This window comes from Streptomyces sp. NPDC041124, from assembly GCF_055592385.1.
The window spans coordinates 11913-36156 of the sequence record NZ_JBVIYR010000008.1; the positions used below are offsets into that span (position 1 = coordinate 11913).

Below are 24244 nucleotides of genomic sequence, written 5' to 3' on the forward strand. Positions count from 1 at the left end.
CCGGGACCGTGCCGCGGACCGGGGCCCGCGCGGGGTTCGCCTCGTTCGCCGGCGCTGCCGCCCTCACCCTGGCCGCGACGGCCACGCTCCGGCGGCGGCCGCCCGGCGGCAGGGAGCGCCGGGAGCGGACGAACCACGCCGGCCGGTCCGCCGGGCTGTACGCCGGTCCGGCGTCCGCCCTCGCCGGGGCGGGCGGCGCCGCCCGGGTGCGCCCCGCCGCCTGAGCCGCCGTGCTCGTCGCCGGGCTGTGCGGGCCGTACGACGACGTCGCCGGGGCGGGCGACCCGCGGCACGGCCTCCGGGCGCACCTCGGGGCGCTGAGGCACGGTGAGGTGACCAGCGGGGCGGTCGAACTCCCCGGGATCCCGGCCGCGGGGCTCGCGGCGGGTGCGGTGCTGAAGGAGCGGCCGCTCGACACGGTGCTCGCGCTCGGCGCGCCGGGGCTGCCGCGCCGGGCCCCGGGAGCCGGCCGGACCGCCGCGGCCGCGACGGGCCCCGCGGCGGCCGTTCTGCCCGGCAGCCTCGGACGGCGCACGATGCCCGGTGGCACGGGTGCGCTCGCGCGGGGCGCTGCCGTGGGGCCGCGATCGTGGAGGGCACCGGACGGACCGGTCTCCTCACCGGACACCGGCCAGGAAGCGGAATCGGACACTCCGTCACTCGTACGGGTGATTTAGAGGTGTGGGTGGATTCGGGTCCCCACTTCGGCGGTTCCCGTAACCCGTGCGCGCCCTGGCATGCTTGACGGAGTACGCGTAGGAAACCGCGCGGTACACCCCCTCCGCACGATCCTTCTGTACGTTCTTCGTGACCGCCCGACCCGAACCAGGAGCCCGGCCACGTGACCCCCGTGAGCAGCCAGTCGTCCCTGCGCACCGTGCAGGTGCTGGGCGGCGGCAACGCCGCCGGCAGCGCCCATGTGCGCTCGCTGGCCGCGGGGCTCGTCGCCAGGGGCGTGCGGGTCACGGTGTGCGCCCCCGTGGAGGCCGAACACACCTACGACTTCACCTCGGTGGGCGCCGAGCACGTACCCGTGCCGCGCAGCAGCGACCCGGGATCGGTGGCCGCGCTGCGGGCCGCCTGCACGGGCGCCGACCTGGTCCACGCGCACGGTCTGCATGCCTCGTTCCGCACCGCCCTCGCCCTCGGTGGACGGCGTACGCCGCTGATCGTCACCTGGCACGACCGGGCGCACGCCGACGGGCCCCGGGCGCACTTCCTGCGCGTGCTGGAACGGCGCGTGGTCAGGGCGGCCACCGTGGTGCTCGGGACGACGTCCCCCCTCGTCGACCGGGCGCGCCGAGCCGGAGCGCGGGACGCGCGGCTGGCCGCCGTCTCCCTGCCGGGTCCCGGCACGTCCCCCCAGCCGGACGACCCGGACCGGCTGCGTCCCAAGATCCGGGCCGAACTCGGCGCCACGGGACGCCCGTTGCTCATCGCCGTCGGCGCGCTCGAACGGCACCGGGGCTACGACGTCCTGCTGGACGCCACCCACGCGTGGCGCAGGCGCGACCCGGTGCCGCTGGTGGTGCTCGCGGGGGAGGGGCCGCTGCGCGCCGAACTCCAGCGCAGGATCGAGGACGAGGAGCTGCCGGTGCGGCTGCTCGGCCGGCGTGAGGACGTCGGCGACCTGCTCACCGCCGCCGACGTCGCGCTGCTGCCCAGCCGTTGGGAGGCGCGCTCCCCGCTCGCCCAGGAAGCCCTCCGCGCGCGGGTGCCGCTCGTCGCGACCCGGGTCGGCGGCATCCCCGAACTCGTCGGCGACGCCGCCGAACTGGTCCCCTACGGCAACGCGCGGGCGCTCGCCGACGCCGTCACGGGGCTGCTGGACGACCCCGGGCGCCGCGAGGTGCTCAGGGAGCGGGGCGTGCGGCAGGCGGCCGGCTGGCCGACCGAGGACGAGACGGTGGCCCAGGTGCTCAGCGTGTATGACGAGTTGACGCGGCCCCGGCCGCTGGTCTGACCCCGGGGTGCGTGCTCACGGCACGTGGCGGCGGGCGCGCAGGGCGAGGCTCAGCGCCAGGACCGTCTGCGGGTCGTCGAGGTCGGTGCCCAGCAACTCACCGATGCGGGCGAGCCGGTTGTAGAGCGTCTGCCGGTTCAGGTGCAGTTCGCGCGCCGTCTCCGCCTTGCGTCCCGCGTGGGCCAGGTACGTCTCCAGGGTGGGCAGCAGCGGCGGCCTGGACCGGCGGTCGTGGTCGAGGACCGGGCCGACCGCGCGCTCCACGAACGCCGCCAGGTCCGGATGGTCCCGCAGCCGCCACAGCAGCAGGTCGATGTCCAGCCGGCGGGCGTCGTACCAGGGGCGGTCGGGCAGGCCCTGGGCCGCGGTCGCCGTCTCCGCCGCGTGCCGCAGCCCCGTCGACGCCGCCGCCCAGCCGCCGGCCGGGCCGACGACCACGACGGGCGGCCCGCCCCCGGGCCGCAGCGCCCCCGCCCGCTCCACCCCGGCGCGCAGCGCGGCCGCCACCCGGTCGGCGACCGCGGGCCGGTCCGCCTCCGCGCGCAGCCCGACCAGCAGCGGCACCCGCCCCTCCACCGGCCGCACACCGAGCAGTACGGGGACCCCGAGCGAGGCCAGCTCCCCGCCCACCGCCCGGGCCAGCACCGCCCAGCCGCCACCCTGCGGGGACAGCGCGTCGCCGAGCCGCATCACCACCGGCAGCAGCGGTCCCGCACCCGGTCTGAAGCCCAGTACGCGCGCCTGTGCGGGCGCGTCCCCGGCGGTGACGCGCCCCTCGGCGAGGTCGGTGAGGAAGTCCCCCCGGCCGCGCGCCGCGAGCTCCTCCTCCTGACGTGCCTGCATCAGCACCACGGCGAGGAGGCCCGCCGCCCGCTCGGCCGCCATCCGGTGCACCGGCTCCGGCGCGCTGCGCACCGGAAGCAGCACCAGCCGGGCCCGTACACCGCCGCTGCCGGGGCCGCCGCCGGGCACGTCCACCAGGGCCGAACCGGCCGGCGGGTCGTCCCGGTGCCGGTCACGCAGCCCTTCCCACACCTGGAGCGGGTCGGCGCCCTCGGGGCCCTCGCCCGCCGCGTACAGCAGTTGCCCGTCGGTCGTCTCCAGGAACACCGGATTGCCGCTGAACCCGGCGAGGATCTCCAGGACCTGGGGGACGCCGCCACCACCGAGCAGCGCCTCGGTGCAGCGGCGGTGCACCTCCTCCGCGCGTTGCAGCAGTGCGTAGTGCCCGTTGACGATCTCGGTGTGGATCTCCTCGGTGACCGTCACGAACGGCACCTCGCGGTGCAGCTGGACCAGCGGCAGCCCCGCCGCCCTGGCCGCCTGGACGACGGTGGCGGGCAGTCGGCCGAAACGCGGTCCCAGCTCCACCACGAGCGCCGCGATGCCCCGCTCGGCCAGCGTGCGCACGAACGCCCGCTGGTCCGCCGGGCGGGTGCCGAGCCCGTACCCGGTGGTCAGCAGCAGCTCACCGCCCTTGAGCAGCGAGGCGATGTGGGGCACCTCGCCCGCGTGCACCCAGCGCACCGCGCGCTCCAGCCGGTCGGCGCCGGCGAGGACCTCCGGGAGACCGCTGCGGAGGCCGGGAAGGTCCAGGGCGCGCCGCACGGTGATGCCCGTGGGCGGAGGTGCGCTGGTGTTCATGCAGCGGACGGTACCCGGGGTGCGGGCGGGGCGTCACAGTGCCGCTGCCCGCGAGGTGCCCGGCTGCCGGTCCGCCCGCAGCCGGACGGCTGCGGGCGGGTCCGCGCTCAGCCTCCGTACGCGCCGGAAGCCGTCAGGCGCAGGGCCGTGTCGATGAGCGGGACGTGGCTGAAGGCCTGCGGGAAGTTGCCGACCTGGCGCTGCAGGCGCGGGTCCCACTCCTCCGCCAGCAGGCCGAGGTCGTTGCGCAGGGCGAGCAGCTTCTCGAAGAGCCGGCGCGCCTCGTCCACGCGGCCGATCATCGCCAGGTCGTCGGCCATCCAGAACGAGCAGGCGAGGAACGCCCCCTCGTCACCCGGCAGGCCGTCGACGCCCTCGTCCTTGCCCTCCGTCGGGTAGCGCAGGATGAAGCCGTCGGAGGTGGACAGCTCGCGCTGGATCGCCTCGATGGTGCCGATCACCCGCTTGTCGTCCGGCGGCAGGAAGCCCATCTGCGGGATCAGCAGCAGGGAGGCGTCGAGCTCCTGGGAGCCGTAGGACTGGGTGAAGGTGTTGCGCTCCTTGTCGTAGCCCTTCTCGCACACGTCCCGGTGGATGTCCTCGCGCAGCTGCTTCCACCGCTCCAGTGGGCCGTCGGCGTCGCCGGACTCGACGAGCTTGATGGTGCGGTCGACGGCGACCCAGGCCATCACCTTGGAGTGCACGAAGTGGCGGCGCGGGCCGCGCACCTCCCAGATGCCCTCGTCCGGCTCCGTCCAGTGCTTCTCCAGGTAATGGATCAGCTTCAGCTGGAGCAGCGAGGCGTAGTCGTTGCGGGCCAGGCCCGTCATGTGGGCCAGGTGCAGGGCCTCGGTGACCTCGCCGTACACATCCAGCTGGAGCTGGTGCGCCGCGCCGTTGCCCACCCGGACGGGGGAGGAGTTCTCGTAGCCGGGCAGCCAGTCCAGCTCCGCCTCGCCGAGCTCGCGCTCACCGGCGATGCCGTACATGATCTGCAGGTTCTCCGGGTCGCCCGCCACCGCGCGCAGCAGCCACTCGCGCCAGGCGCGGGCCTCCTCGCGGTAGCCGGTGCGCAGCAGCGAGGACAGGGTGATCGCCGCGTCGCGCAGCCAGGTGTAGCGGTAGTCCCAGTTGCGGACGCCCCCGATGTCCTCCGGCAGGGAGGTGGTGGGCGCGGCGACGATGCCGCCGGTGGGGGCGTACGTCAGGGCCTTCAGCGTGATCAGGGAGCGGATCACCGCCTCACGGTAGGGACCGTGGTACGTGCAGTGCTCGACCCACTCACGCCAGAAGTCCTCCGTCGCCGTCAGCGACTGCTCCGGCTCCGGCAGCGCGGGCGGCTCCTTGTGCGACGGCTCCCAGGAGAGGGTGAACGCGATCCGCTCGCCCGGGGCGACGGTGAAGTCGGAGTACGTGGTCAGGTCCTCGCCGTAGGTCTCGGCGGGGGTGTCGAACCACACGGAGTCCGGGCCGGCGACGGCGACGGTGCGCCCTTCGTGGCGGTGCACCCACGGGACGATCCTGCCGTAGGAGAAGCGCATCCGCAGTGCCGAGCGCATGGGGACGCGGCCCGAGACGCCTTCCACGATGCGGATCAGCTGCGGGGCGCCCTCGCGCGGCGGCATGAAGTCCGTCACGCGGACCGTGCCGCGCGGTGTCTCCCACTCCGATTCGAGGATCAGCGAGTCGCCGCGGTAGCCGCGCCGGGTCGCGCTCGGCGGTTCGGCGTCGTCGGCGTGGGCGGGGCCCAGCCGCCAGAAGCCGTGATCCTCTGTGCCCAGCAGGCCGGCGAAGATGGCGTGCGAGTCGAAGCGGGGCAGGCACAGCCAGTCCACCGTGCCGTCCCGGCAGACCAGCGCCGCCGTCTGCATGTCTCCGATGAGTGCGTAGTCTTCGATGCGCCCGGCCACGTGCATCTCCAGTCGAACGGCCACGTCACCCCGCGAGGGGGTTGTCGCTAGTGCGGTCAGGGGTTTCTTGCGATCGTCGTCGAGCTACCAGCACATCAGTCGCTCGGCCGTGATGGCAAAGCGTCCATTGTCGCTCAACGAACTGACGAGCTCACGTGGTTCCGGAACTTACGGGCGGGGGTGGTGCCGTTCGGCCGGCCGGGCTCGGCAGCGAGTGTCCGAGCAGGATACGACGCACGTAGATGATCTGTGTGCCGCTCGGGGCAACGCGGGCCCGCCGAACGAGTGACCGCGGGGTGAGGGTCCGGTGTGCGGTGCATACCCTGTGGCGGCGCGTGCGCGGAGCGTGCCCGTGAGCCGGTGCCGCGCGGCGCTGTTACGCTGGTAGCCCGTGGACCGGTGGGCGAGAAACCCCGGAACCGCACCCTCAGACCGCGACCACGGGAGCCCCCTCTTGGCCATGCCGCCCAAATCTTCGACGACCAAGCACATCTTCGTCACCGGGGGTGTCGCCTCCTCTCTCGGCAAGGGCCTGACCGCCTCCAGCCTGGGCATGCTGCTCAAGGCCCGCGGTCTGCGCGTCGTCATGCAGAAGCTCGACCCGTACCTCAACGTCGACCCGGGCACGATGAACCCCTTCCAGCACGGTGAGGTGTTCGTCACCAACGACGGCGCCGAGACGGACCTGGACATCGGGCACTACGAGCGTTTCCTCGACCGTGACCTGGACGGCTCCGCCAACGTCACCACGGGCCAGATCTACTCCACGGTGATCGCCAAGGAGCGGCGCGGCGAGTACCTGGGTGACACCGTGCAGGTCATTCCGCACATCACCAACGAGATCAAGCACCGGATCCGCCGGATGGCGACCGACGAGGTCGACGTGGTGATCACGGAGGTCGGGGGCACGGTAGGCGACATCGAGTCGCTGCCGTTCCTGGAGACCGTCCGCCAGGTCCGGCACGAGGTCGGGCGCGACAACGTGTTCGTGGTCCACATCTCGCTCCTTCCCTACATCGGTCCCTCGGGCGAGCTCAAGACGAAGCCCACCCAGCACTCGGTCGCGGCGCTGCGCAACATCGGCATCCAGCCGGACGCGATCGTGCTGCGCTGCGACCGCGAGGTGCCCACCGCGATCAAGCGGAAGATCTCGCTGATGTGCGACGTCGACGAGGACGCCGTCGTCGCCTGCCCGGACGCCCGCTCGATCTACGACATCCCGAAGACCGTGCACGGCGAGGGCCTGGACGCCTACGTGGTCCGCAAGCTGGACCTGCCGTTCCGGGACGTGGACTGGACGACCTGGGACGACCTGCTCGACCGGGTCCACAACCCCGACCACGAGATCACCCTCGCCCTGGTCGGCAAGTACATCGACCTGCCCGACGCCTACCTCTCGGTCACCGAGGCGCTGCGCGCGGGCGGCTTCGCCAACAAGGCCCGGGTGAAGATCAAGTGGGTCACCTCGGACGACTGCAAGACCCCGGCCGGCGCCCAGGCGCAGCTCGGTGACGTCGACGGCATCTGCATCCCGGGCGGTTTCGGCGACCGCGGTGTGCTCGGCAAGGTCGGCGCGATCAAGTACGCCCGCGAGAACCGGATCCCGCTGCTGGGCCTCTGCCTGGGTCTGCAGTGCATCGTGATCGAGGCCGCGCGCAGCCTCGCGGACATCTCCGACGCCAACTCCACCGAGTTCGACCCGGCCACCTCCCACCCGGTCATCTCCACCATGGCCGAGCAGCTCGACATCGTGGCCGGCGAGGGCGACATGGGCGGCACCATGCGGCTCGGCATGTACCCGGCCAAGCTGGCCGAGGGCTCGATCGTGCGCGAGGTGTACGACGGCAAGGAGTACGTCGAGGAGCGCCACCGGCACCGCTACGAGGTGAACAACGCCTACCGCGCGGAGCTGGAGAAGAAGGCCGGCATCGTGTTCTCCGGCACCTCCCCGGACGGCAAGCTCGTCGAGTACGTCGAGTACCCGCGCGACGTCCACCCGTACCTGGTCGCGACCCAGGCGCACCCCGAGCTGCGCTCGCGTCCGACCCGTCCGCACCCGCTCTTCGCGGGTCTGGTGAAGGCCTCGGTCGAGCGGAAGATCTCGAAGTAACACACCCGGTTGTACGGTTGCCGGGGTGCGAACGCTCGAAAAGGGGCGCACCCCGGCCGCTTTTTTCACCCAGGCACCGCGCACGAGAGCCGTACGTCGGGAAGGACAGGCATGACGATCAAGGACGCCCCGGAGGAGTGGGAGATCCGCGGGACCGAGACCCCGTTCACGGGCAACAAGACCTCCGTCCGCACGGACGAGGTGGTCATGCCCGGCGGCGCCGTGGTCCGCCGCGACTACCAGGTCCACCCCGGGTCCGTGGCCGTCCTCGCCCTCGACGACGCCGACCGGGTCCTGGTGCTGCGCCAGTACCGTCACCCGGTGCGCCAGAAGCTGTGGGAGATCCCGGCCGGCCTGCTCGACGTGGTCGGCGAGAACCCGCTGCACGCGGCCCAGCGGGAACTGTACGAGGAGGCGCACGTCAAGGCGGAGGACTGGCGGGTGCTGACCGACGTCTACACCACGCCCGGCGGCTGCGACGAGGCCGTACGGATCTTCCTGGCGCGCGGGCTGTCCGAGGCCGAGGGCGACCGTTTCGCCGTCGAGGACGAAGAGGCCGACATGGAGCTCGCCCGCGTTCCCCTCGACGAGCTGGCGCGCGGGGTGCTGGCCGGGGAGCTGCACAACAACTGCCTGGTGGTGGGTGTTCTCTCCGTCGTCGCCGCGCGGGCCGGTGACGGACTGGACGCGCTGCGCCCCGCGCAGGCGCCGTGGCCGGCGAGGCCGTTCGAGGTGTGAGCCGGCGGGTGCGACACGCCGCGTGGCCGGCCGCTCGACGCGGCCGGCCACGCGGCGTTCCGCGTCCCGCGTGCCGCCACCTCGACACCGTCAGTCCTACGATCTGTTGATCCGATCGGGGGAGTCTCGCTGCCGGTGCCGCGCTCCTCACGGAACGTCGCAGAGCGTGAACTAGGCTCTGGAAAACGCCCGATCCGGAAGACCCGGCGGGCTTGCGCGTGCGGTGGGACGGGAGTGTGGCCCGTGACGGATCAGGTGGTGGACCCCGGCGGTGTGCGGCTCCTTCCAGACGCTGCTCCGGAAGGTCGATTCCTGGGCCGTACCAGGGAGTTGAAGGAGCTGCGTGCCGACATCGAGCGTGCCGGACTGGACACGCTCTCCGGCCGCAAGGCCCCCCGCGCGCGCGTCCTGCTCATCGCGGGCCGGCCCGGATCCGGCCGGACGGCCCTCGCCGAGGAACTCGTGCGCCAGGTCGCGGGACGCTACCCCGACGGGGTATTGCGCATCCGCCTCAGCGAACCCGACGGCACCCGCGTGCCCGTCGGGCGTGCCGCGCGGGAGCTGCTCGAGACCCTGGAGACGCCCGCCCCGGCCGGAGCCCCCGAGGACGAACTCACCGAGGCGCTGCGCACCGCCCTGGCCGACCGCCGCGCGGTGCTCCTGCTGGACGACGCGGCGGACGCGGAGCAGGTCGACGCGCTGCTCCCCGACAACCCCGACTGCCTCGCCGTGGCCGTCTCCTCGGGGCCGCTCACCGGCATCGCCGACGTCCGCCCCTGCACCCTGGGCGGCCTCGACACCAAGTCCGGAGTGGAACTGCTGTCCCGGCTGACCGGATCGGTGCGCATCACGGTCGACCCCCGGGCCGCCGAGCGGCTCGCCGAGCAGTGCCAGGGCCTGCCCGCCGCCCTGGTGCTGGCCGGCGGCTGGCTCGCCGCCCGGCCCCAGGCCGCCGTCGCCGACCTCGCCAAACAGCTGCACACCGACCCCGGACGGGACACCGCCGTCACCCGTGTGGGACGGCTGGTCCACGACTCGCTGCCCACCACCTCCGCCCGGATGCTGCGCCTGCTCAGCCTCGCCCCGGGCGGCCTGGTCGACCCGCACACCGCCGCCGCGCTCACCGGCTGCCCGGTGGAGGCCGCCCACACCGTCCTGGACGGCTTCGCCGCGCACGGTCTGCTGCACTCGGTGGGCTCCGCCCAGCCGCAGTACCGGGTGCCCTGCTGCCTGCACCCGCTGCTGCACGACCTCGCGGCGGAGCACGAGAAGCCCGGCGAACTCCAGCTGGCCCGCGCCCGCATGCTGGAGCGGACCGTACGGCTGCTCCAGTCGTGCAGGGCGATCACCGAGACCGACAGCCCCCAGGCGCGCGAAAAGCTCTTCGGCATGCCGCGCGCCCTGCGTTTCCCCAGCCCCCGGGCGGCCGCCGACTGGCTGCGGCTGCGCAGGCCCGCCCTGCTGGCCGCCGCGCGGCTCGCGGTCGCCGACGGGGAACTGGACACCCTCGCCAGACGCCTGATGTCCCAGCTGGTGCGCGCCATGGCCGCCCACTTCGGCACCCAGGCCGCCGCGAGCGACCTGTACGACATCCACGGTCTGGTCCTCGACGTCGCCGAGCGCCGCGCGCTGCCCCGGGAGCGGGCGGCGGCCCTGCTCAACCTGGGCGACCTCGACGCCCACACCGGGCGTACGGCGGACGCCCTGACGCGTTACCGGGCCGCGCTGGACGCCGGACGCGAGGCGAACGACCCGTACGCGACCGGCCGCGCGATGGAATCCGTAGGCGGCGCGCATCTGGAACTGGGGGATTTCGACCGGGCCGCCGACTGGTTCGGCCGGGCCCTGGCCGAGCGGCTGGCCCGGGGCGAGCGCGCGGAGGCCGCCCGGCTCCACGGCCGGATCGGGGCCGCCCACACCTACGCCGGCCGCTACGGCGAGGCGCAGCGCAACTGGCGCGCGTCGGTCGCCGGGCACCGGAGGCTGGGCGACGTGGCAGCCCAGGCGCGGGCCCTGAGCGAACTGGCCCGGGTGCAGGAGTACGCGGGCCGGCTCGACGAGTCGCTGCGCACCTGCCGCGAGGCCGTCGAGTGGGCGCGCCGGGCCGAGGACACCCGCTTGCTGGCCGCGCTGCACCTGCGGCTCGCCGATTCCTTCGAGCACCTCGGGGACGCCGCGTCCGCCGCGCTGCACCGGGACACGGCCGAGCGGATGCTGGCCGAGGAGGACCCGGAGGAGGACCCGGAGGAGGACCCGGAGGAGGACTCCGCACCGGAACACGGCGCTAACACCTGCGAAATCCGTAGCGCATCCGCTGAAGATTGAAGCAATAGAAGGCTAGACAGCGGGAACACCTTCATTAAACTGGCTCTGCCGCACCATCTTCTGCGGTCTCTCCCGGTGTGCCCCCGTGTGCCCGGGTATGTGTAGTGATACCCCCTACCCTCTGAGCCAAGGACCGTGATCCACGTGAAGGTCGGCATCCCCCGCGAGGTCAAGAACAACGAGTTCCGGGTGGCCATCACCCCCGCCGGCGTGCACGAACTCGTGCGCCATGGTCACCAGGTCGTCATCGAGCGCGGCGCCGGCGTCGGCTCCTCGATCCCGGACGGCGAGTACATCGCCGCGGGCGGGCAGATCCTGGACACGGCCGACGAGGTCTGGGCCGCCGCCGACCTGCTGCTGAAGGTCAAGGAGCCCGTCGCGGAGGAGTACCACCGCCTGCGCAAGGACCAGACCCTCTTCACCTACCTGCACCTGGCCGCGTCCAGGGAGTGCACGGACGCCCTCCTGGAGTCCGGCACCACCGCCATCGCCTACGAGACCGTCGAACTGCCCAACCGCGCACTGCCGCTGCTCGCCCCGATGTCCGAGGTCGCGGGCCGGCTCTCCACCCAGGTCGGCGCCTACCACCTGATGCGCGCCCACGGCGGCCGGGGTGTGCTCCCCGGCGGTGTCCCGGGAGTGCTGGCCGGCCGGGCCGTCGTCATCGGCGGCGGTGTCTCCGGCTGGAACGCCGCGCAGATCGCCATCGGCATGGGCTTCCACGTGACCCTGCTCGACAAGGACATCAACAAGCTCAAGGAGGCCGACAAGGTCTTCGGCACGAAGATCCAGACCGTCGTCTCCAACGCCTTCGAGCTGGAGAAGGCCTGCCTGGAGGCCGACCTGGTGATCGGCGCGGTGCTGGTGCCGGGCGCCAAGGCCCCGAAGCTGGTCACCAACGAGCTGGTCTCGCGGATGAAGGCGGGAAGTGTCCTTGTCGACATCGCGATCGACCAGGGCGGCTGCTTCGAGGACTCCCACCCGACGACACACGCCGAGCCGACCTTCAAGGTCCACGAGTCGGTCTTCTACTGCGTCGCCAACATGCCCGGCGCGGTGCCCAACACCTCGACCTACGCGCTGACCAACGCCACGCTGCCGTACATCGTCGAAGTCGCCAACCGCGGCTGGGCGGAGGCGCTGCGCCGCGACCCCGCGCTCGCCAAGGGTCTCAACACGCATGACGGCAAGGTCGTTTACCGCGAGGTCGCCGAGGCACACGGCCTCGAGCACGTCGAACCGGCCTCGCTGCTCGGCTGACCCGCGGGGGCGGTAAGTCGACCAAGTCACCCACCCGCAAAGGCGACACGTCAACTCGCATCGTCAACGCCACGCGCCCGGCCGGACCTTGTCCCACGAGGTCCGGCCTGGTGTGTGTATGGTCACTTCCTGATTCCTGTACAACTCGCCTCGAACGTAACCCTTCTACCGATTCGCACACCTGTGAAACCTGCGGTGCGACGGCCGTACGCCCTTGACAGAGGGATGTTTCATTGCCGACACATCGGGTCGGGTCCGGCGGATTGTGTTGCTGCGGACGGCCGACACGCCATAGAGTCGCCAGTCGTCGGCATGGTGCCACGCTGACCTGTCTAGAAGTTTCCTGGTCACCAAGGAGGTAAGACGACTTGTGAATGAGTCGACATTTACTCCCGGGGGTGGTCACCCAGGAATGCCTGCGCCGGACCAGGAGCCCGCGGGATTCGCTGCTGTCGGCTCCGTCGCTGTGCGCACCTTCGCAGCCCACCGGAGTCACCGGACTCCAGGGGCGACTCACCCAGCACACCAGAGCATGGATGGCCATCACGTGAACGCCATGGCCGGCGACGGAAGTGGCGCGCCCCACAACCAGCTCGCCGACTACGACGAACTGCCCGAGGGGCACTTCTACGACCCCGACGCCGAGTACGAGCCCGATCCGGAGTACGCGGCCACGCTCGCGCCCGACGCGGCGCGCCAGCGCCGTGAGCGCGTCGGTCCGACCGGGCGCCCGCTGCCGTACTTCCCGATCCCGGGCCCGCTGACCGATCACGGACCCGCGAAGATCATCGCGATGTGCAACCAGAAGGGCGGCGTCGGCAAGACCACGTCGACCATCAACCTGGGTGCCGCGCTCGCGGAGTACGGACGGCGGGTGCTGCTCGTCGACTTCGACCCGCAGGGCGCGCTGTCGGTGGGACTCGGCGTCAACCCGATGGAACTCGACCTCACCGTCTACAACCTGCTCATGGAGCGGGGCATGGCGGCCGACGAGGTGCTGCTGAAGACCGCGGTCCCCAACATGGACCTGCTGCCCAGCAACATCGACCTGTCGGCGGCCGAGGTGCAGCTGGTGAGCGAGGTCGCCCGCGAGTCCACGCTGCAGCGGGCGCTGAAGCCGCTGATGGACGACTACGACTACATCGTGATCGACTGCCAGCCCTCGCTGGGCCTGCTCACCGTCAACGCGCTGACCGCCGCGCACAAGGTGATCGTGCCGCTGGAGTGCGAGTTCTTCGCGCTGCGCGGTGTGGCGCTGCTGACCGAGACCATCGAGAAGGTCCAGGAGCGGCTCAACCCCGACCTGGAGCTCGACGGCATCCTCGCCACCATGTACGACTCGCGCACGGTGCACAGCCGTGAGGTGCTCGCGCGGGTGGTCGAGGCGTTCGACGACCACGTCTACCACACGGTCATCGGCCGCACGGTCCGCTTCCCGGAGACCACGGTCGCCGGTGAGCCCATCACCACGTACGCGTCCAACTCCGTCGGCGCCGCCGCCTACCGCCAGCTCGCCAGGGAGGTGCTCGCCCGGTGTCACGCCGAGTGAGTCTACCGGGGGCCGACGAACTCTTCCGTACGACAGGGGGGATGGCGCTCCAGGCGTCCACTCCCCGGCGCACAGGCGGCGACGCCCGCGTCCCCGCTCCCGCGGGGGAGGGCGACGCCGCGGCCGGGCAGGAGGACGCGCCGCAGTCGGTGCCCGCGCAGGGCGGTGACGGCGACGGCGCGGAGCACGTCGCGGCGGACGCGGAGCCGGACGGGGCCGGGGAGTCCCGCAGCCGCGGTGCGGCGGGCTCCGGGCGGCGTCAGGCGGCGCAGGAGGGCGCGGCCCCGCGCAAGCGGGGGAGAGCGGCGGCGCGCCGGCCCAGCGGCCGTGAGCGGCACGACGAGAAGATCACCGTGTACGTGTCCGCCGAGGAACTGATGGACCTCGAACACGCGCGGCTCGTCCTGCGCGGCGAGCACGGCCTCGCCGTCGACCGCGGCCGCATCGTCCGCGAGGCGGTGGCGGTGGTCCTCGCCGACCTGGAGAGCCGTGGGGACGCCAGCATCCTCGTACGACGTCTGCGCGGGCGGTAGCGGTAGCCTGCGGAGGCCATGACCTCGAACGACACACCCGCCTCCGGCGGCCGGCCACCCCGCCGCCGCACCCTGGGGCGGGGCCCGGCGACCGACCCGGGCGCGGGCGGGCCGGGCGCAGCCCAGCCGGGGAGCGGGACGTCCGTACCCGAGGACCCGGGCCCGGACGGCACGAGCCCCGGGCACATCGGGCCGCCCGGACAGCCGGGGCGTGCGGCCACCCCCGCACCGGACACCGCGCACACGCCGCTGGGCGGCGGCCCCGGGGAGACCGGCGAGCCGGTGACGGCGTCGCAGGGCGGCACCCTTGCCGAGTCCGGCGTGTCGCCCGCGCCCACGACGATGCCGCGGCACCCGTCCGGGGTCGCCGCGTCGGACGGGGCCGATCGGCCGGGCGGCGGGGCGCAGGGGGCGCCGGGAGGGTCCGCGGAGGCGGGCGAGTCGCTCACGGCCCCGGAGGACGGGGCGACGGGACGCGGCAAGCCGCCTGTCCGGGCGGACGCCACGGCGACGCCGGCGGTCTCGCCCGGCGTGGACGTCGTGCTCGGCCAGGCGCAGGGCCTGCCGCCGGAGAACTCCCCGGACGCGGCCGGGCCGGTCCCGGTGGACGGGACGGCCGTGACGCGGCAGGGGCCGCCCGCGGAGGGCGGTGAGCCCGGTCCGGCGGGCCCGGGGCCCGTGACGAGCGGCGAGGCCGGGAACTCCGCGGCGCCCACGCCGGGGGAGGCCCCCGCCGACGCGGGGGACGGGGGATTCAAGGTCCGGCTGGCGAACTTCGAGGGGCCGTTCGACCTGCTGCTGCAGCTGATCGCCAAGCACAAGCTGGACGTCACCGAGGTCGCGCTGTCGAGGGTGACCGACGAGTTCATGGCGTACATCCGGGCTCTCGGGCCGGACTGGGACCTGGACGAGACGACGGAGTTCCTGGTCGTGGCGGCCACGCTGCTCGACCTCAAGGCGGCCCGGCTGCTGCCGGCCGCCGAGGTGGAGGACGAGGGCGACCTCGCCCTGCTGGAGGCCCGCGACCTGCTGTTCGCGCGACTGCTGCAGTACCGCGCGTACAAGCGGATCGCCGAGATCTTCGACCGGCGGCTCGACGACGAGGCCCGGCGCCACCCCCGTACCGTCGGACTCGAACCGCAGCACGCCGAGCTGTTGCCCGAGGTGGTCATCAGCATCGGCGCCGAGGGCTTCGCCCGGCTCGCCGTCAAGGCGATGCAGCCCAGACCCGAGCCGCAGGTGTACGTCGACCACATCCACGCACCGCTGGTCAGCGTGCAGGAGCAGGCGGGGATCGTCGTCGCGCGGCTCAAGGAGCTGGGCGAGGCGAGCTTCCGGGCGCTCGTCGAGGACACGGACGACACACTGACCGTCGTGGCGCGGTTCCTCGCCCTGCTGGAGCTGTACCGCGAGAAGGCGGTCGCCCTCGACCAGGAGACCGCGCTCGGTGAGCTGACCGTGCGCTGGACCGGCGGGGACGGGGACGCGGCACCGGTGGTCACCGACGAGTTCGACCGGCCCCCCGAGCAGCCCGAGGAGCAATAGAGGACATGAGCGACGAGACCACCGGCGTACCCGCCGGACCGCGCGCCGTCGCGGACCTCGACCTCAGGCCCGCCCTGGAGGCGGTCCTCATGGTCGTGGACGAGCCCGCGACCGAGGAGCACCTGGCGAAGATACTGGAGCGGCCCAGGCGCCAGGTCGCGGACGCGCTGCGCGAGCTGGCCGACGAGTACACCCGCCAGGGGCGCGGGTTCGAGCTGCGGCTCGTGGCGGGCGGCTGGCGTTTCTCCACCCGCCCCGAGTACGCCGCGGCCGTCGAGCGCTTCGTGCTGGACGGCCAGCAGGCCCGGCTCACCCAGGCCGCCCTGGAGACCCTCGCGGTCGTCGCCTACCGGCAGCCGGTCAGCCGCAGCCGCGTCTCCGCCGTGCGCGGAGTCAACTGCGACGGTGTGATGCGCACCCTCCTCCAGCGCGGTCTGATCGGGGAGGCGGGCACGGAACCCGAAACAGGTGCGATCCTGTACACGACGACGAACTACTTCCTGGAGCGGATGGGCCTGCGCGGTCTGGACGAGCTCCCGGAGCTCGCGCCCTTCCTCCCGGAGGCGGAGGCGATCGAGGCCGAGACACTGGAAGGGGTCCCGTCGTTCGATCCGGACGCCCCGGATTCCGAGGACGCAGACGACAAGACGGAACTGTGATGCGAAGCAGCAGCGGCAGGAACAGCAGCGGAAACAACGGCGGGAGCCGTGGTGGCAACAGCGGCGGCCGCGGCGGGAGCGGCGGTGGCCGCGGTCATCACCGCGGTGCCGGCAACGACCGGGACGACAGGCAGGGCGGTCGTCCGAAGAAGCCGCGCCCGGAGGAGCGGCGCTACGACGTGGGCCCCGGCGCCACCCAGGAGGGTCCCAAGTCGGGCCGCGGGCCCACGGCCCGCGGCGGTGCCAAGGGCGGGCCTAAGAAGCCCCTGCAGCGGGGGCGCTCGGTCCCGGCCACGTCCCGCGAGTACGAGGCGCGGGCCGAGGAGCGCAACCGGGAGCGGTACGCGGGCAAGAAGGACGTCAGGCTGCCCAAGACCTTCCCTGGCGCGGAGCAGGAGGGTGAGCGGCTGCAGAAGGTCCTCGCGCGCGCCGGCTACGGCTCCCGGCGCTCCTGCGAGGAGCTGATCGAGCAGGCGCGCGTCGAGGTCAACGGCGAGATCGTCCTGGAGCAGGGCAAGCGGGTCGACCCGGAGAAGGACGAGGTCAAGGTCGACGGCCTGACGGTCGCCACGCAGTCGTACCAGTTCTTCTCGCTGAACAAGCCCGCCGGGGTCGTCTCGACCATGGAGGACCCGGAGGGGCGCCAGTGCCTCGGTGACTACGTCACCAACCGCGAGACCCGCCTCTTCCACGTCGGCCGGCTCGACACCGAGACCGAGGGCGTCATCCTGCTCACCAACCACGGCGAGCTGGCGCACCGGCTGACCCACCCCCGGTACGGGGTGAAGAAGACCTACCTGGCGCACATCGTCGGCCCGATCCCGCGCGACCTGGGCAAGCGGCTGAAGGACGGCATCCAGCTCGAGGACGGCTACGCGCGGGCGGACCACTTCCGGGTGGTGGAGCAGACCGGCAAGAACTACCTCGTCGAGGTGACCCTGCACGAGGGCCGCAAGCACATCGTGCGCCGCATGCTCGCGGAGGCCGGCTTCCCGGTCGACAAGCTGGTGCGCACCGCGTTCGGTCCGATCACCCTGGGCGACCAGAAGTCGGGCTGGCTGCGCCGGCTGTCCAACACCGAGGTGGGGATGCTGATGCAGGAGGTCGAGCTCTAACCGGGTGCCAAGAGCCCTCCCGGGGCTTGTGCGTCCACCGCACCCCCTTTTATAGTCGCACTGACTATTAAAGGGGGTGCGGGTCATGGACGGCTACGACAAGTACGCCTACGAGCCCTTCGCCGTCACCGCGGACCTCGCCGTGTTCACGCTCCGCGCGGGCGCGCTGCACGTCCTGCTCGTCGAGCGAGGCGAGGAACCGTACGCCGGGCGGTGGGCGCTGCCCGGAGGCTTCGTCCGGCCGGACGAGTCGGCGGAGACGGCCGCACGGCGCGAACTGGGCGAGGAGACCGGGCTGACGGACGTCTCCGGGCTGCACCTGGAGCAGTTGCGGACCTACAGCGAACCCGGCCGCGACCCCCGGATGCGGGTCGTCTCCGTCGCCTTCGCCGCCCTGCTGCCCGACGCTCCCGAGGCGCACGGCGGCAGCGACGCGGCCGAGGCCGGCTGGACGCCGTACGAGTCCGCGCGGGAACTCGCCTTCGACCACGACCGGATCCTCGCCGACGCGCGGGAACGCGTCGGCGCCAAGCTCGAGTACACCAGCCTCGCCACCGCCTTCTGCCCGCCCGAGTTCACCCTCGGCGAGCTGCAGCAGGTCTACGAGGCCGTCTGGGGCGCCGAGCTCGACCGGCCCAACTTCCGGCGCAAGGTCCTCGCCACCCCGGGATTCGTCGAGGCCGTCCCGGGCGCCGCGCGCCTCACCGGCGGCCGGGGCAAACCCGCCGCGCTCTACCGCGCGGGCACCGCCGCCGCCCTCCACCCGCCGCTGCTCCGGCCGACCCCGGAAGGACCTCCCGCATGACCACGACCACCGTCACCAAGCGCGCCGCCACGGGCGCGCTCACCGGACTCGCCCTCGGGGACGCGCTGGGCTTCCCGACCGAGTTCCACGACGTCCCGTCGATCCTCGCCAAGTCCGGCCCCTGGCGGGAGATGGACCTGCCCAGGCCGGCCGTCGTCACCGACGACACGCAGATGACGCTCGCCCTGGGGCACGGGCTGCGGATCGCGATGGACCGCGGACCGCTCACCCCCAAGCGGCTGGAGCGGCCGGTGCGCGAGGAGTTCGTGGAGTGGTGGCGCTCACCCGAGAACAACCGCGCCCCCGGCAACACCTGCCTCAAGGCATGCCACCTGCTGTCCCGCGAGGACCGGCCCTGGCAGGACGCCAGTCAGATCCACTCCAAGGGCTGCGGCGCCAACATGCGCGTCGCCCCCATAGGCCTGGTCCCCGGCCTGACCGACGAACAGCGCGCGGGCGCAGCCCAGTTGCAGGCGGCCCTCACCCACGGGCACCCCACCGCGCTCGCCGCCTCCGACCTCACCGCTCACGCCGTGCGCCTGCTCGCCCAGGGGGCCGAACCGACCGGCCTGATCGGCCTGTTGCGCTCCTACGCCTACGACAACCGCACCCGTTACCACGAGTTCTGGCTCGGCGACCTGTGGACCCGCGCCCAGGACCCCACCCCCGAGCACTTCATCGCGCGCGGCTGGGACGAGTGCCTGGAGATCCTGGGACGTCTCCAGGAGGCCGTACGCACCGTGTCCCCGGAGACCGACCCCTGTCTGGCCACGGGGGAGGGCTGGATCGCGGAGGAGGCCCTGGCGACCGGCCTGCTCTGCTTCCTCCTCTTCGTCGACGCACCCCTCACCGCCCTGCGCCGTGCCGCCTGCACCGCCGGCGACTCCGACTCCATCGCCTGCCTGACCGGCGCCTTCGCGGGCGCGTACCTGGGCGCGGACGCCTGGCCGGCGGACTGGGCCGACCGCATCGAGTACCGGGGAGACCTGCTGGCGCTGGGAGCGCTCTGGGACGCTTGACCGATGACCGACGCCCTGGACCTCGACCTGAGCCCGGTGATCGCCGAACAGCCCGACCCGGTGCTGTTCGCCACCGTCTCGGGCGCGCACCTGTACGGCTTCCCCTCCCGCGACTCCGACGTGGACCTGCGGGGCGTGCACCTGCTGCCGGCCGCCGATCTCGTCGGACTGCGCGAGCCCGACGAGACCCGGTCCAGGATGTGGGTCCGGGACGGCGTCGAGATGGACCTGGTCACGCACGACCTGCGCAAGTTCGCCCGCCTGATGCTGCGCCCCAACGGCTACGTCCTGGAGCAACTGCTGTCCCCGCTGGTCGTGCACACCACCGACGTCCACCGGGAACTGGCCGCGCTGGCCCCCGGGGTCCTCACCAGCCACCACGCCCACCACTACCGGGGGTTCGCGCGCACCCAGTGGCGGCTGTTCGAGAGGACCGGCGGGCTCAAGCCGCTGCTCTACACCTTCCGGGTGCTGCTCACCGGCATCCACCTCATGCGTTCCGGCGAGGTCCAGCCGCACCTGCCGACCCTCGCCGGGGAGGTCGACGCGGCCCCGGACCACCTGCCGCAGCTGATCGCCGCCAAGGCCGCACGCGAACACGGGGACGCCGACGTCGACCCCACGCGCGTGCGGGCCGACGTGGAGCGGCTGCACGGCGTGCTGGACGAGGCGCAGGCGGCGTCAGCCCTGCCCGACGCCCCCACCGCGCACGAGGCCCTGCACGACCTCGTCGTCCGGACCCGCCTGGAGCGCTGACGCACGACGGGTGCGGACGAGGAAGTCCTCGACCCGGCGCCGGTCCGGCTCCTCGGGCAGCGGACCGCGCCGGGCGGCCTCGTCGCACTCCTCCGCCAGCCGGACCATCCGGGCCTCCACCTCCGGCCAGGGCACCTCGCCCCGCTTCACCGCGAGCAGCGCTTCGCGTCCATCGCCCACGTCGAGCGTGAGGGTGCCGGTGCGCAGCAGGTCACGGGCGCCGGCCAGGAGGCGCAGGAGGTGCATGGCGTGCTTCCAGCGCGGGGCGCCGTGGGTACGGACGTCGGCGTCCAGTCTGCGGCGCTGGCCCATCGCGTACCGGGTGAACGTCCCGTAGGCCCTGCGGGAGAGGAACGCCTCCCGCAGGGACAGCAGTTCACGGCCGGTGGCGTCGGCGTACTCCACCAGCGGGGAGTGCAGGCACTCCAGGATGTTCGGGTTGGCGCGCAGGGCCAGCTCGCAGAAGCGTTCCAGCTCCCAGCTGAACTGCTCCTCGGCCGGTCCCTCGACGTGCGTCGGCGGCTTCTCGAAGCGCCAGAACAGGGCAGTGGGCGCGAGGAAGACGCCCCGGCGGTCGGTGTCGCTGTCCCGCGTGGCCAGACCGAAGGCGCGGGAGCCCATGACGCAGGCGTAGATCGTGTGGTCGTCGACCAGGGTCTCGGGGCGCATGCCGGGGAGCGTACGCGGCGGATCACGCCAGGCGGACCGCATTCCCGTCCACCGTGATCCGCTCCTCGGGCAGTGGCCTGGTCGCCGGGCCCTGCACCACCGAACCATCGGTGATCTTGAACTGGCTGCCGTGGCAGGGGCAGTGGATCGTGCCGTCCGCGACCTCGGCCACGAGACAGTGCTGGTGGGTGCAGACCGCCGAGAAGGCCTTGAAGTCGCCCTCCCCGGGCTGGGTGACCACGATCTTCGCCTCCTCGACGACCGTTCCCCCGCCCACCGGGACGTCGGCGGTCGAGGTCAGTTCCTGTCCGGCGGAGCCGGGCGAGGAGCCGGCCTCGTCGCCGTCGTCCGCGCCGCAGCCGGCGGTCAGGGCCGCCGCACCGGTCGCCAGCAGGACCGTGCGGCGCGTAGCGCGAGGGGGCATGTCGTCACTCCGGGAAGGGGAAGGCGGCGGGCGCAGAGTGCCTGCATCCTGGCACCGAAAGCGGCTCAGTCGCAGCAATTCCGGGCAAGTGGTCGCAATCGCGCATTCCGCGCCGTCTCAGCGGGTGAGCGCCCGGCGCCGCCCCCGCACGGGCCTGGCTACGCTGGACGACCGAACAGCAGACACGCACGTCAGCAAGGAGCATCGTCGTGGCGGTACGCGCGGTCCGGGGGGCCGTCCAGTTGGAACGGGACGAGTCCGGTCACATGGAGGAGCGGGTGGGCGAGCTGCTCACCGCCCTCCTGGTCCGCAACGACCTGCGCACCGACGACCTGATCAGCCTCTGGTTCACCGCCACGCCCGATCTGCGCTGCGACTTCCCGGCGGCCGCCGCCAGGAAGCTCGGCGTCGTCGACGTCCCCCTCCTCTGCGCCCAGGAGCTCGACATCGAGGGCGCCATGCCCCGCGTCGTCCGGGTCCTCGCGCACGTCGAGACCGGCCTCTCCCGCGCCGACATCGCGCACGTGTACCTCGGCGCCGCGGCCGCCCTGCGCAAGGACATCGCCCAGTGAGGACCGCGCTCGTCATCGGCACCGGACTCATCGGCACCTCCGCCGCCCTGGCCCTGACCCGGCGGGGCGTCGTCGTCCACCTCGCCGACCACGACCCGGAGCAGGCCCGTACCGCAGCCGCGCTCGGCGCCGGCACCGACCAGGCCCCGGACGGACCGGTGGACCTGGCGATCGCCGCCGCCCCGCCCGCCCACGTGGCCGACGTGCTCGCCGACGCGATGCGGCGCGGGGTGGCCCGCGGGTACATCGACGTGGCCAGCGTCAAGGGCGGGCCCCGCCGGGAACTGGAGGCGCGCGGGCTGGACCTGGTGTCCTACATCGGCACCCACCCCATGTCCGGCCGGGAGAAGTCCGGTCCGCTGGCCGCCGGCGCCGACCTCTTCGAGGGCCGCCCCTGGGTGCTCACCCCGACCCGGGACACCGACACCGAGGTGCTGAACCTCGCCCTGGAGCTGGTCTCGCACTGCGGGGCCGTACCCGTCGTCATGGACGCCGACTCCCACGACCGGGCCGTCGCCCTCGTCTCCCACATGCCGCACCTCGTCTCCAGCATGGTCGCCGCCCGGCTGGAGCACGCCGACGAGGCCGCCGTACGGCTGTGCGGCCAGGGCATCCGGGACGTCACCAGGATCGCCGCCTCGGACCCCCGGATGTGGATCGACATCCTGTCGGCCAACCCGGGCCCCGTCGCCGACCTGCTCACGGACGTCGCCGGCGACCTGGAGGAGGTCGTAGGCGCCCTGCGCGCCCTGCAGTCCTCCGACGAGGACACGCGCCGCGCGGGCAGCACCGGCATCGCGGACGTGCTGCGGCGCGGCAACGCCGGACAGGTCCGCGTCCCCGGCAAGCACGGCTCCGCGCCGCGGGTCTACGAGACCGTCGCCGTCCTCATCGACGACCAGCCCGGCCAGCTCGCCCGCATCTTCGCCGACGCGGGCAGCGTGGGGGTCAACATCGAGGACGTCCGCATCGAGCACGCCACCGGCCAGCAGACGGGTCTGGTGCAGCTGATGGTGGAGCCCAAGGCGGTCCCGGTGCTCACCGCCGGGCTGCGGGAGCGGGGCTGGTCGATCCGGCAGTGACGTCCCGGTGACGCCCCGCCGACCGTGAGGGACCACCCGGGGCGCCCTTCCCCCCGGAGGGCCGGATCGTCCGCTTGTCGGAAGGGTTCCGGGGGGCCGGTAACCTGGTGCGGGGCGTGTGCGCGCCCCGCACACCCCACTCCACCGCACCAGGAAGGTGTCCCCCCGTGGAAAACGGCGCCGCCAAGCCCGTGATTGTCGCCATCGACGGCCCCTCCGGCACGGGCAAGTCGAGCACGTCGAAGGCCGTGGCGGCGCAGCTCGGCCTGAGCTACCTGGACACCGGCGCCCAGTACCGGGCGATCACCTGGTGGATGGTGAACCACGGCATCGACATAGACGACCCGTCCGCGGTCGCCGCCGTCGCCGACAAGCCGGAGATCGTCTCCGGTACCGACCCCGCGGGCCCCACCATCACCGTCGACGGCGTCGACGTGGCCGGCCCGATCCGCGGGCAGGACGTCACCTCCAAGGTCAGCGCGGTCAGCGCGGTCCCCGAGGTGCGCACCCGGATCACCGAGCTGCAGCGCGCCATCGCCTCCTCCGCCGTCACCGGCATCGTCGTGGAGGGCCGTGACATCGGCACCACCGTGCTGCCCGGCGCCGACCTGAAGATCTTCCTCACCGCCTCCCCGGAGGCGCGGGCCGCCCGCCGCAGCGGCGAGCTCAAGGGCGCCGACCTGAACACCACCCGCGAGGCGCTGATCAGGCGGGACGCGGCCGACGCCGGGCGCAGGACCTCCCCGCTGGCCAAGGCCGGCGACGCGGTCGAGGTGGACACCACCGAGCTGACCCTGCAGCAGGTCATCGAGTGTGTCGTCACCCTCGTCGAGGAGAAGCGGGCGGGGAAGTGACCGAGGTACCGTCGGCGCGGGGCGCCGAGGTCGGCCGGCGCATCGGCGTCGGCCTGATGTACGGGCTGTGGAAGCCACGTGTGCTGGGTGCCTGGCGGGTGCCCGCCTCCGGACCGTTGATCTTCGCGGTGAACCACTCCCACAACATCGACGGCCCCATGGTCATGGGAGTCGCCCCCCGGCCGACGCACTTCCTGATCAAGAAGGAGGCGTTCGTCGGACCGCTCGACCCGTTCCTGACCGGCATCGGCCAGCTCAAGGTCGACCGGCACACCACCGACCGCACGGCGATCTCCCGCGCGCTCGGCGTGCTGAAGCAGGGCGGCGTCCTCGGCATCTTCCCCGAGGGCACCCGCGGCGAGGGCGACTTCGCCTCGCTCCGCGCGGGGCTCGCGTACTTCGCCGTCCGCGGCGGCGCACCGGTCGTGCCGGTGGCCGTGCTGGGAAGTTCCGAGCGGCCCGGGCGGTTGATAAAGGCGCTGCCCCCGCTGCGCTCCCGCGTCGACGTCGTCTTCGGCGACCCCTTCGACGCGGGTGACGGCAGCGGCAGACGCACGCGCAAGGCGCTGGACGAGGCGACCGAACGCATCCAGAAGCAGCTCACCGCGCACCTGGAAAACGCCAGGCGCCTCACCGGGCGCTAGGCGAGACTGAGTAGTGGACCGCCCCCGACGGGGCGGTCCACCGATCACCACGATGAACGACGAGGTAC

The 24244-nt window shown here is 73.1% G+C and carries 21 protein-coding genes and 1 pseudogene; 18 read left to right on the forward strand and 4 right to left on the reverse strand.

Going from position 1 to position 24244, the window contains the following annotated elements:
* Window positions 1–8: 8 nt before the first annotated feature.
* Window positions 9–745 (forward strand): annotated as a pseudogene (locus ACZ6A9_RS21905) (hypothetical protein).
* Between the two features lie 96 nt (window positions 746–841).
* Window positions 842–1963, forward strand: coding sequence for a glycosyltransferase family 4 protein (locus tag ACZ6A9_RS21910; RefSeq protein WP_468987846.1), 1122 nt, complete (start codon window positions 842–844; stop codon window positions 1961–1963).
* A gap of 15 nt (window positions 1964–1978) precedes the next feature.
* Here the strand turns inward: ACZ6A9_RS21910 and ACZ6A9_RS21915 are convergent, their stop codons facing one another.
* A complete protein-coding gene (locus ACZ6A9_RS21915) occupies window positions 1979–3607 on the reverse strand; it encodes a PucR family transcriptional regulator (RefSeq protein ID WP_468987848.1) in 1629 nt (542 codons plus the stop codon).
* A gap of 107 nt (window positions 3608–3714) precedes the next feature.
* Entirely contained in the window at window positions 3715–5517 is a 1803-nt protein-coding gene (locus ACZ6A9_RS21920) for a glycoside hydrolase family 15 protein (RefSeq protein ID WP_468988645.1), read from the reverse strand.
* 460 nt (window positions 5518–5977) lie between these two features.
* On the opposite strand from ACZ6A9_RS21920, the gene ACZ6A9_RS21925 reads away from it, so the two are divergent.
* From ACZ6A9_RS21925 to ACZ6A9_RS21980, 12 genes are all read left to right on the forward strand, one after another.
* Window positions 5978–7627 (forward strand): CTP synthase, encoded by a 1650-nt coding sequence (locus tag ACZ6A9_RS21925; RefSeq protein WP_468987850.1) that lies wholly within the window; start codon window positions 5978–5980, stop codon window positions 7625–7627.
* 111 nt (window positions 7628–7738) lie between these two features.
* Window positions 7739–8365 carry an NUDIX hydrolase gene (locus ACZ6A9_RS21930; protein WP_228971103.1) on the forward strand — a complete coding sequence of 209 codons (627 nt, stop codon included), beginning with the start codon at window positions 7739–7741 and terminating at the stop codon, window positions 8363–8365.
* Between the two features lie 243 nt (window positions 8366–8608).
* Window positions 8609–10690, forward strand: coding sequence for a tetratricopeptide repeat protein (locus ACZ6A9_RS21935; RefSeq protein WP_468987852.1), 2082 nt, complete (start codon window positions 8609–8611; stop codon window positions 10688–10690).
* Window positions 10691–10825: 135 nt separating this feature from the next.
* The gene (ald, locus tag ACZ6A9_RS21940; protein ID WP_468987854.1) at window positions 10826–11950 is read left to right on the forward strand and encodes an alanine dehydrogenase; all 1125 of its coding nucleotides are present in this window, start codon (window positions 10826–10828) and stop codon (window positions 11948–11950) included.
* A gap of 412 nt (window positions 11951–12362) precedes the next feature.
* Complete coding sequence (locus ACZ6A9_RS21945; protein ID WP_228971106.1) at window positions 12363–13499, forward strand: ParA family protein; 1137 nt, start codon at window positions 12363–12365, stop codon at window positions 13497–13499.
* A complete protein-coding gene (locus tag ACZ6A9_RS21950) occupies window positions 13496–14032 on the forward strand; it encodes a hypothetical protein (protein ID WP_468987856.1) in 537 nt (178 codons plus the stop codon). The genes ACZ6A9_RS21945 and ACZ6A9_RS21950 overlap by 4 nt, the downstream gene beginning before the upstream one ends.
* A 342-nt stretch (window positions 14033–14374) precedes the next feature.
* A complete protein-coding gene (locus ACZ6A9_RS21955) occupies window positions 14375–15577 on the forward strand; it encodes a segregation and condensation protein A (protein WP_468988647.1) in 1203 nt (400 codons plus the stop codon).
* Window positions 15578–15582: 5 nt separating this feature from the next.
* Entirely contained in the window at window positions 15583–16236 is a 654-nt protein-coding gene (scpB, locus tag ACZ6A9_RS21960) for an SMC-Scp complex subunit ScpB (RefSeq protein WP_468987858.1), read from the forward strand.
* Window positions 16236–17351, forward strand: coding sequence for a pseudouridine synthase (locus ACZ6A9_RS21965; protein WP_468987860.1), 1116 nt, complete (start codon window positions 16236–16238; stop codon window positions 17349–17351). Before scpB ends, ACZ6A9_RS21965 begins: the two co-directional genes overlap by 1 nt.
* 85 nt (window positions 17352–17436) lie before the next feature.
* Window positions 17437–18156: an NUDIX hydrolase gene (locus ACZ6A9_RS21970; protein ID WP_468987862.1), complete on the forward strand. Its 720-nt coding sequence runs from the start codon at window positions 17437–17439 to the stop codon at window positions 18154–18156.
* Complete coding sequence (locus ACZ6A9_RS21975) at window positions 18153–19175, forward strand: ADP-ribosylglycohydrolase family protein (RefSeq protein ID WP_468987863.1); 1023 nt, start codon at window positions 18153–18155, stop codon at window positions 19173–19175. The genes ACZ6A9_RS21970 and ACZ6A9_RS21975 overlap by 4 nt, the downstream gene beginning before the upstream one ends.
* A gap of 3 nt (window positions 19176–19178) precedes the next feature.
* A complete protein-coding gene (locus tag ACZ6A9_RS21980; RefSeq protein ID WP_468987864.1) occupies window positions 19179–19931 on the forward strand; it encodes a nucleotidyltransferase domain-containing protein in 753 nt (250 codons plus the stop codon).
* Here the strand turns inward: ACZ6A9_RS21980 and ACZ6A9_RS21985 are convergent.
* On the reverse strand, window positions 19857–20600 hold the full coding sequence (locus tag ACZ6A9_RS21985; RefSeq protein ID WP_468987866.1) for a nucleotidyltransferase domain-containing protein: 744 nt from the start codon (window positions 20598–20600) through the stop codon (window positions 19857–19859). The genes ACZ6A9_RS21980 and ACZ6A9_RS21985 overlap by 75 nt on opposite strands.
* A 22-nt stretch (window positions 20601–20622) precedes the next feature.
* Window positions 20623–21024 carry a Rieske (2Fe-2S) protein gene (locus ACZ6A9_RS21990; RefSeq protein WP_468987867.1) on the reverse strand — a complete coding sequence of 134 codons (402 nt, stop codon included), beginning with the start codon at window positions 21022–21024 and terminating at the stop codon, window positions 20623–20625.
* Window positions 21025–21233: 209 nt separating this feature from the next.
* Between ACZ6A9_RS21990 and aroH the strand changes: the two genes are divergently transcribed.
* The 4 genes from aroH to ACZ6A9_RS22010 all read left to right on the forward strand — a co-directional run bounded on the left by aroH (window position 21234) and on the right by ACZ6A9_RS22010 (window position 24176).
* On the forward strand, window positions 21234–21596 hold the full coding sequence (gene aroH, locus ACZ6A9_RS21995; protein ID WP_468987868.1) for a chorismate mutase: 363 nt from the start codon (window positions 21234–21236) through the stop codon (window positions 21594–21596).
* A complete protein-coding gene (locus tag ACZ6A9_RS22000; protein WP_468987869.1) occupies window positions 21593–22678 on the forward strand; it encodes a prephenate dehydrogenase in 1086 nt (361 codons plus the stop codon). The genes aroH and ACZ6A9_RS22000 overlap by 4 nt, the downstream gene beginning before the upstream one ends.
* Window positions 22679–22845: 167 nt before the next feature.
* Window positions 22846–23532 carry a (d)CMP kinase gene (cmk, locus tag ACZ6A9_RS22005; RefSeq protein ID WP_468987871.1) on the forward strand — a complete coding sequence of 229 codons (687 nt, stop codon included), beginning with the start codon at window positions 22846–22848 and terminating at the stop codon, window positions 23530–23532.
* Window positions 23529–24176, forward strand: coding sequence for a lysophospholipid acyltransferase family protein (locus ACZ6A9_RS22010; protein ID WP_468987872.1), 648 nt, complete (start codon window positions 23529–23531; stop codon window positions 24174–24176). The genes cmk and ACZ6A9_RS22010 overlap by 4 nt, the downstream gene beginning before the upstream one ends.
* The last annotated feature ends 68 nt before the right edge of the window (window positions 24177–24244 follow it).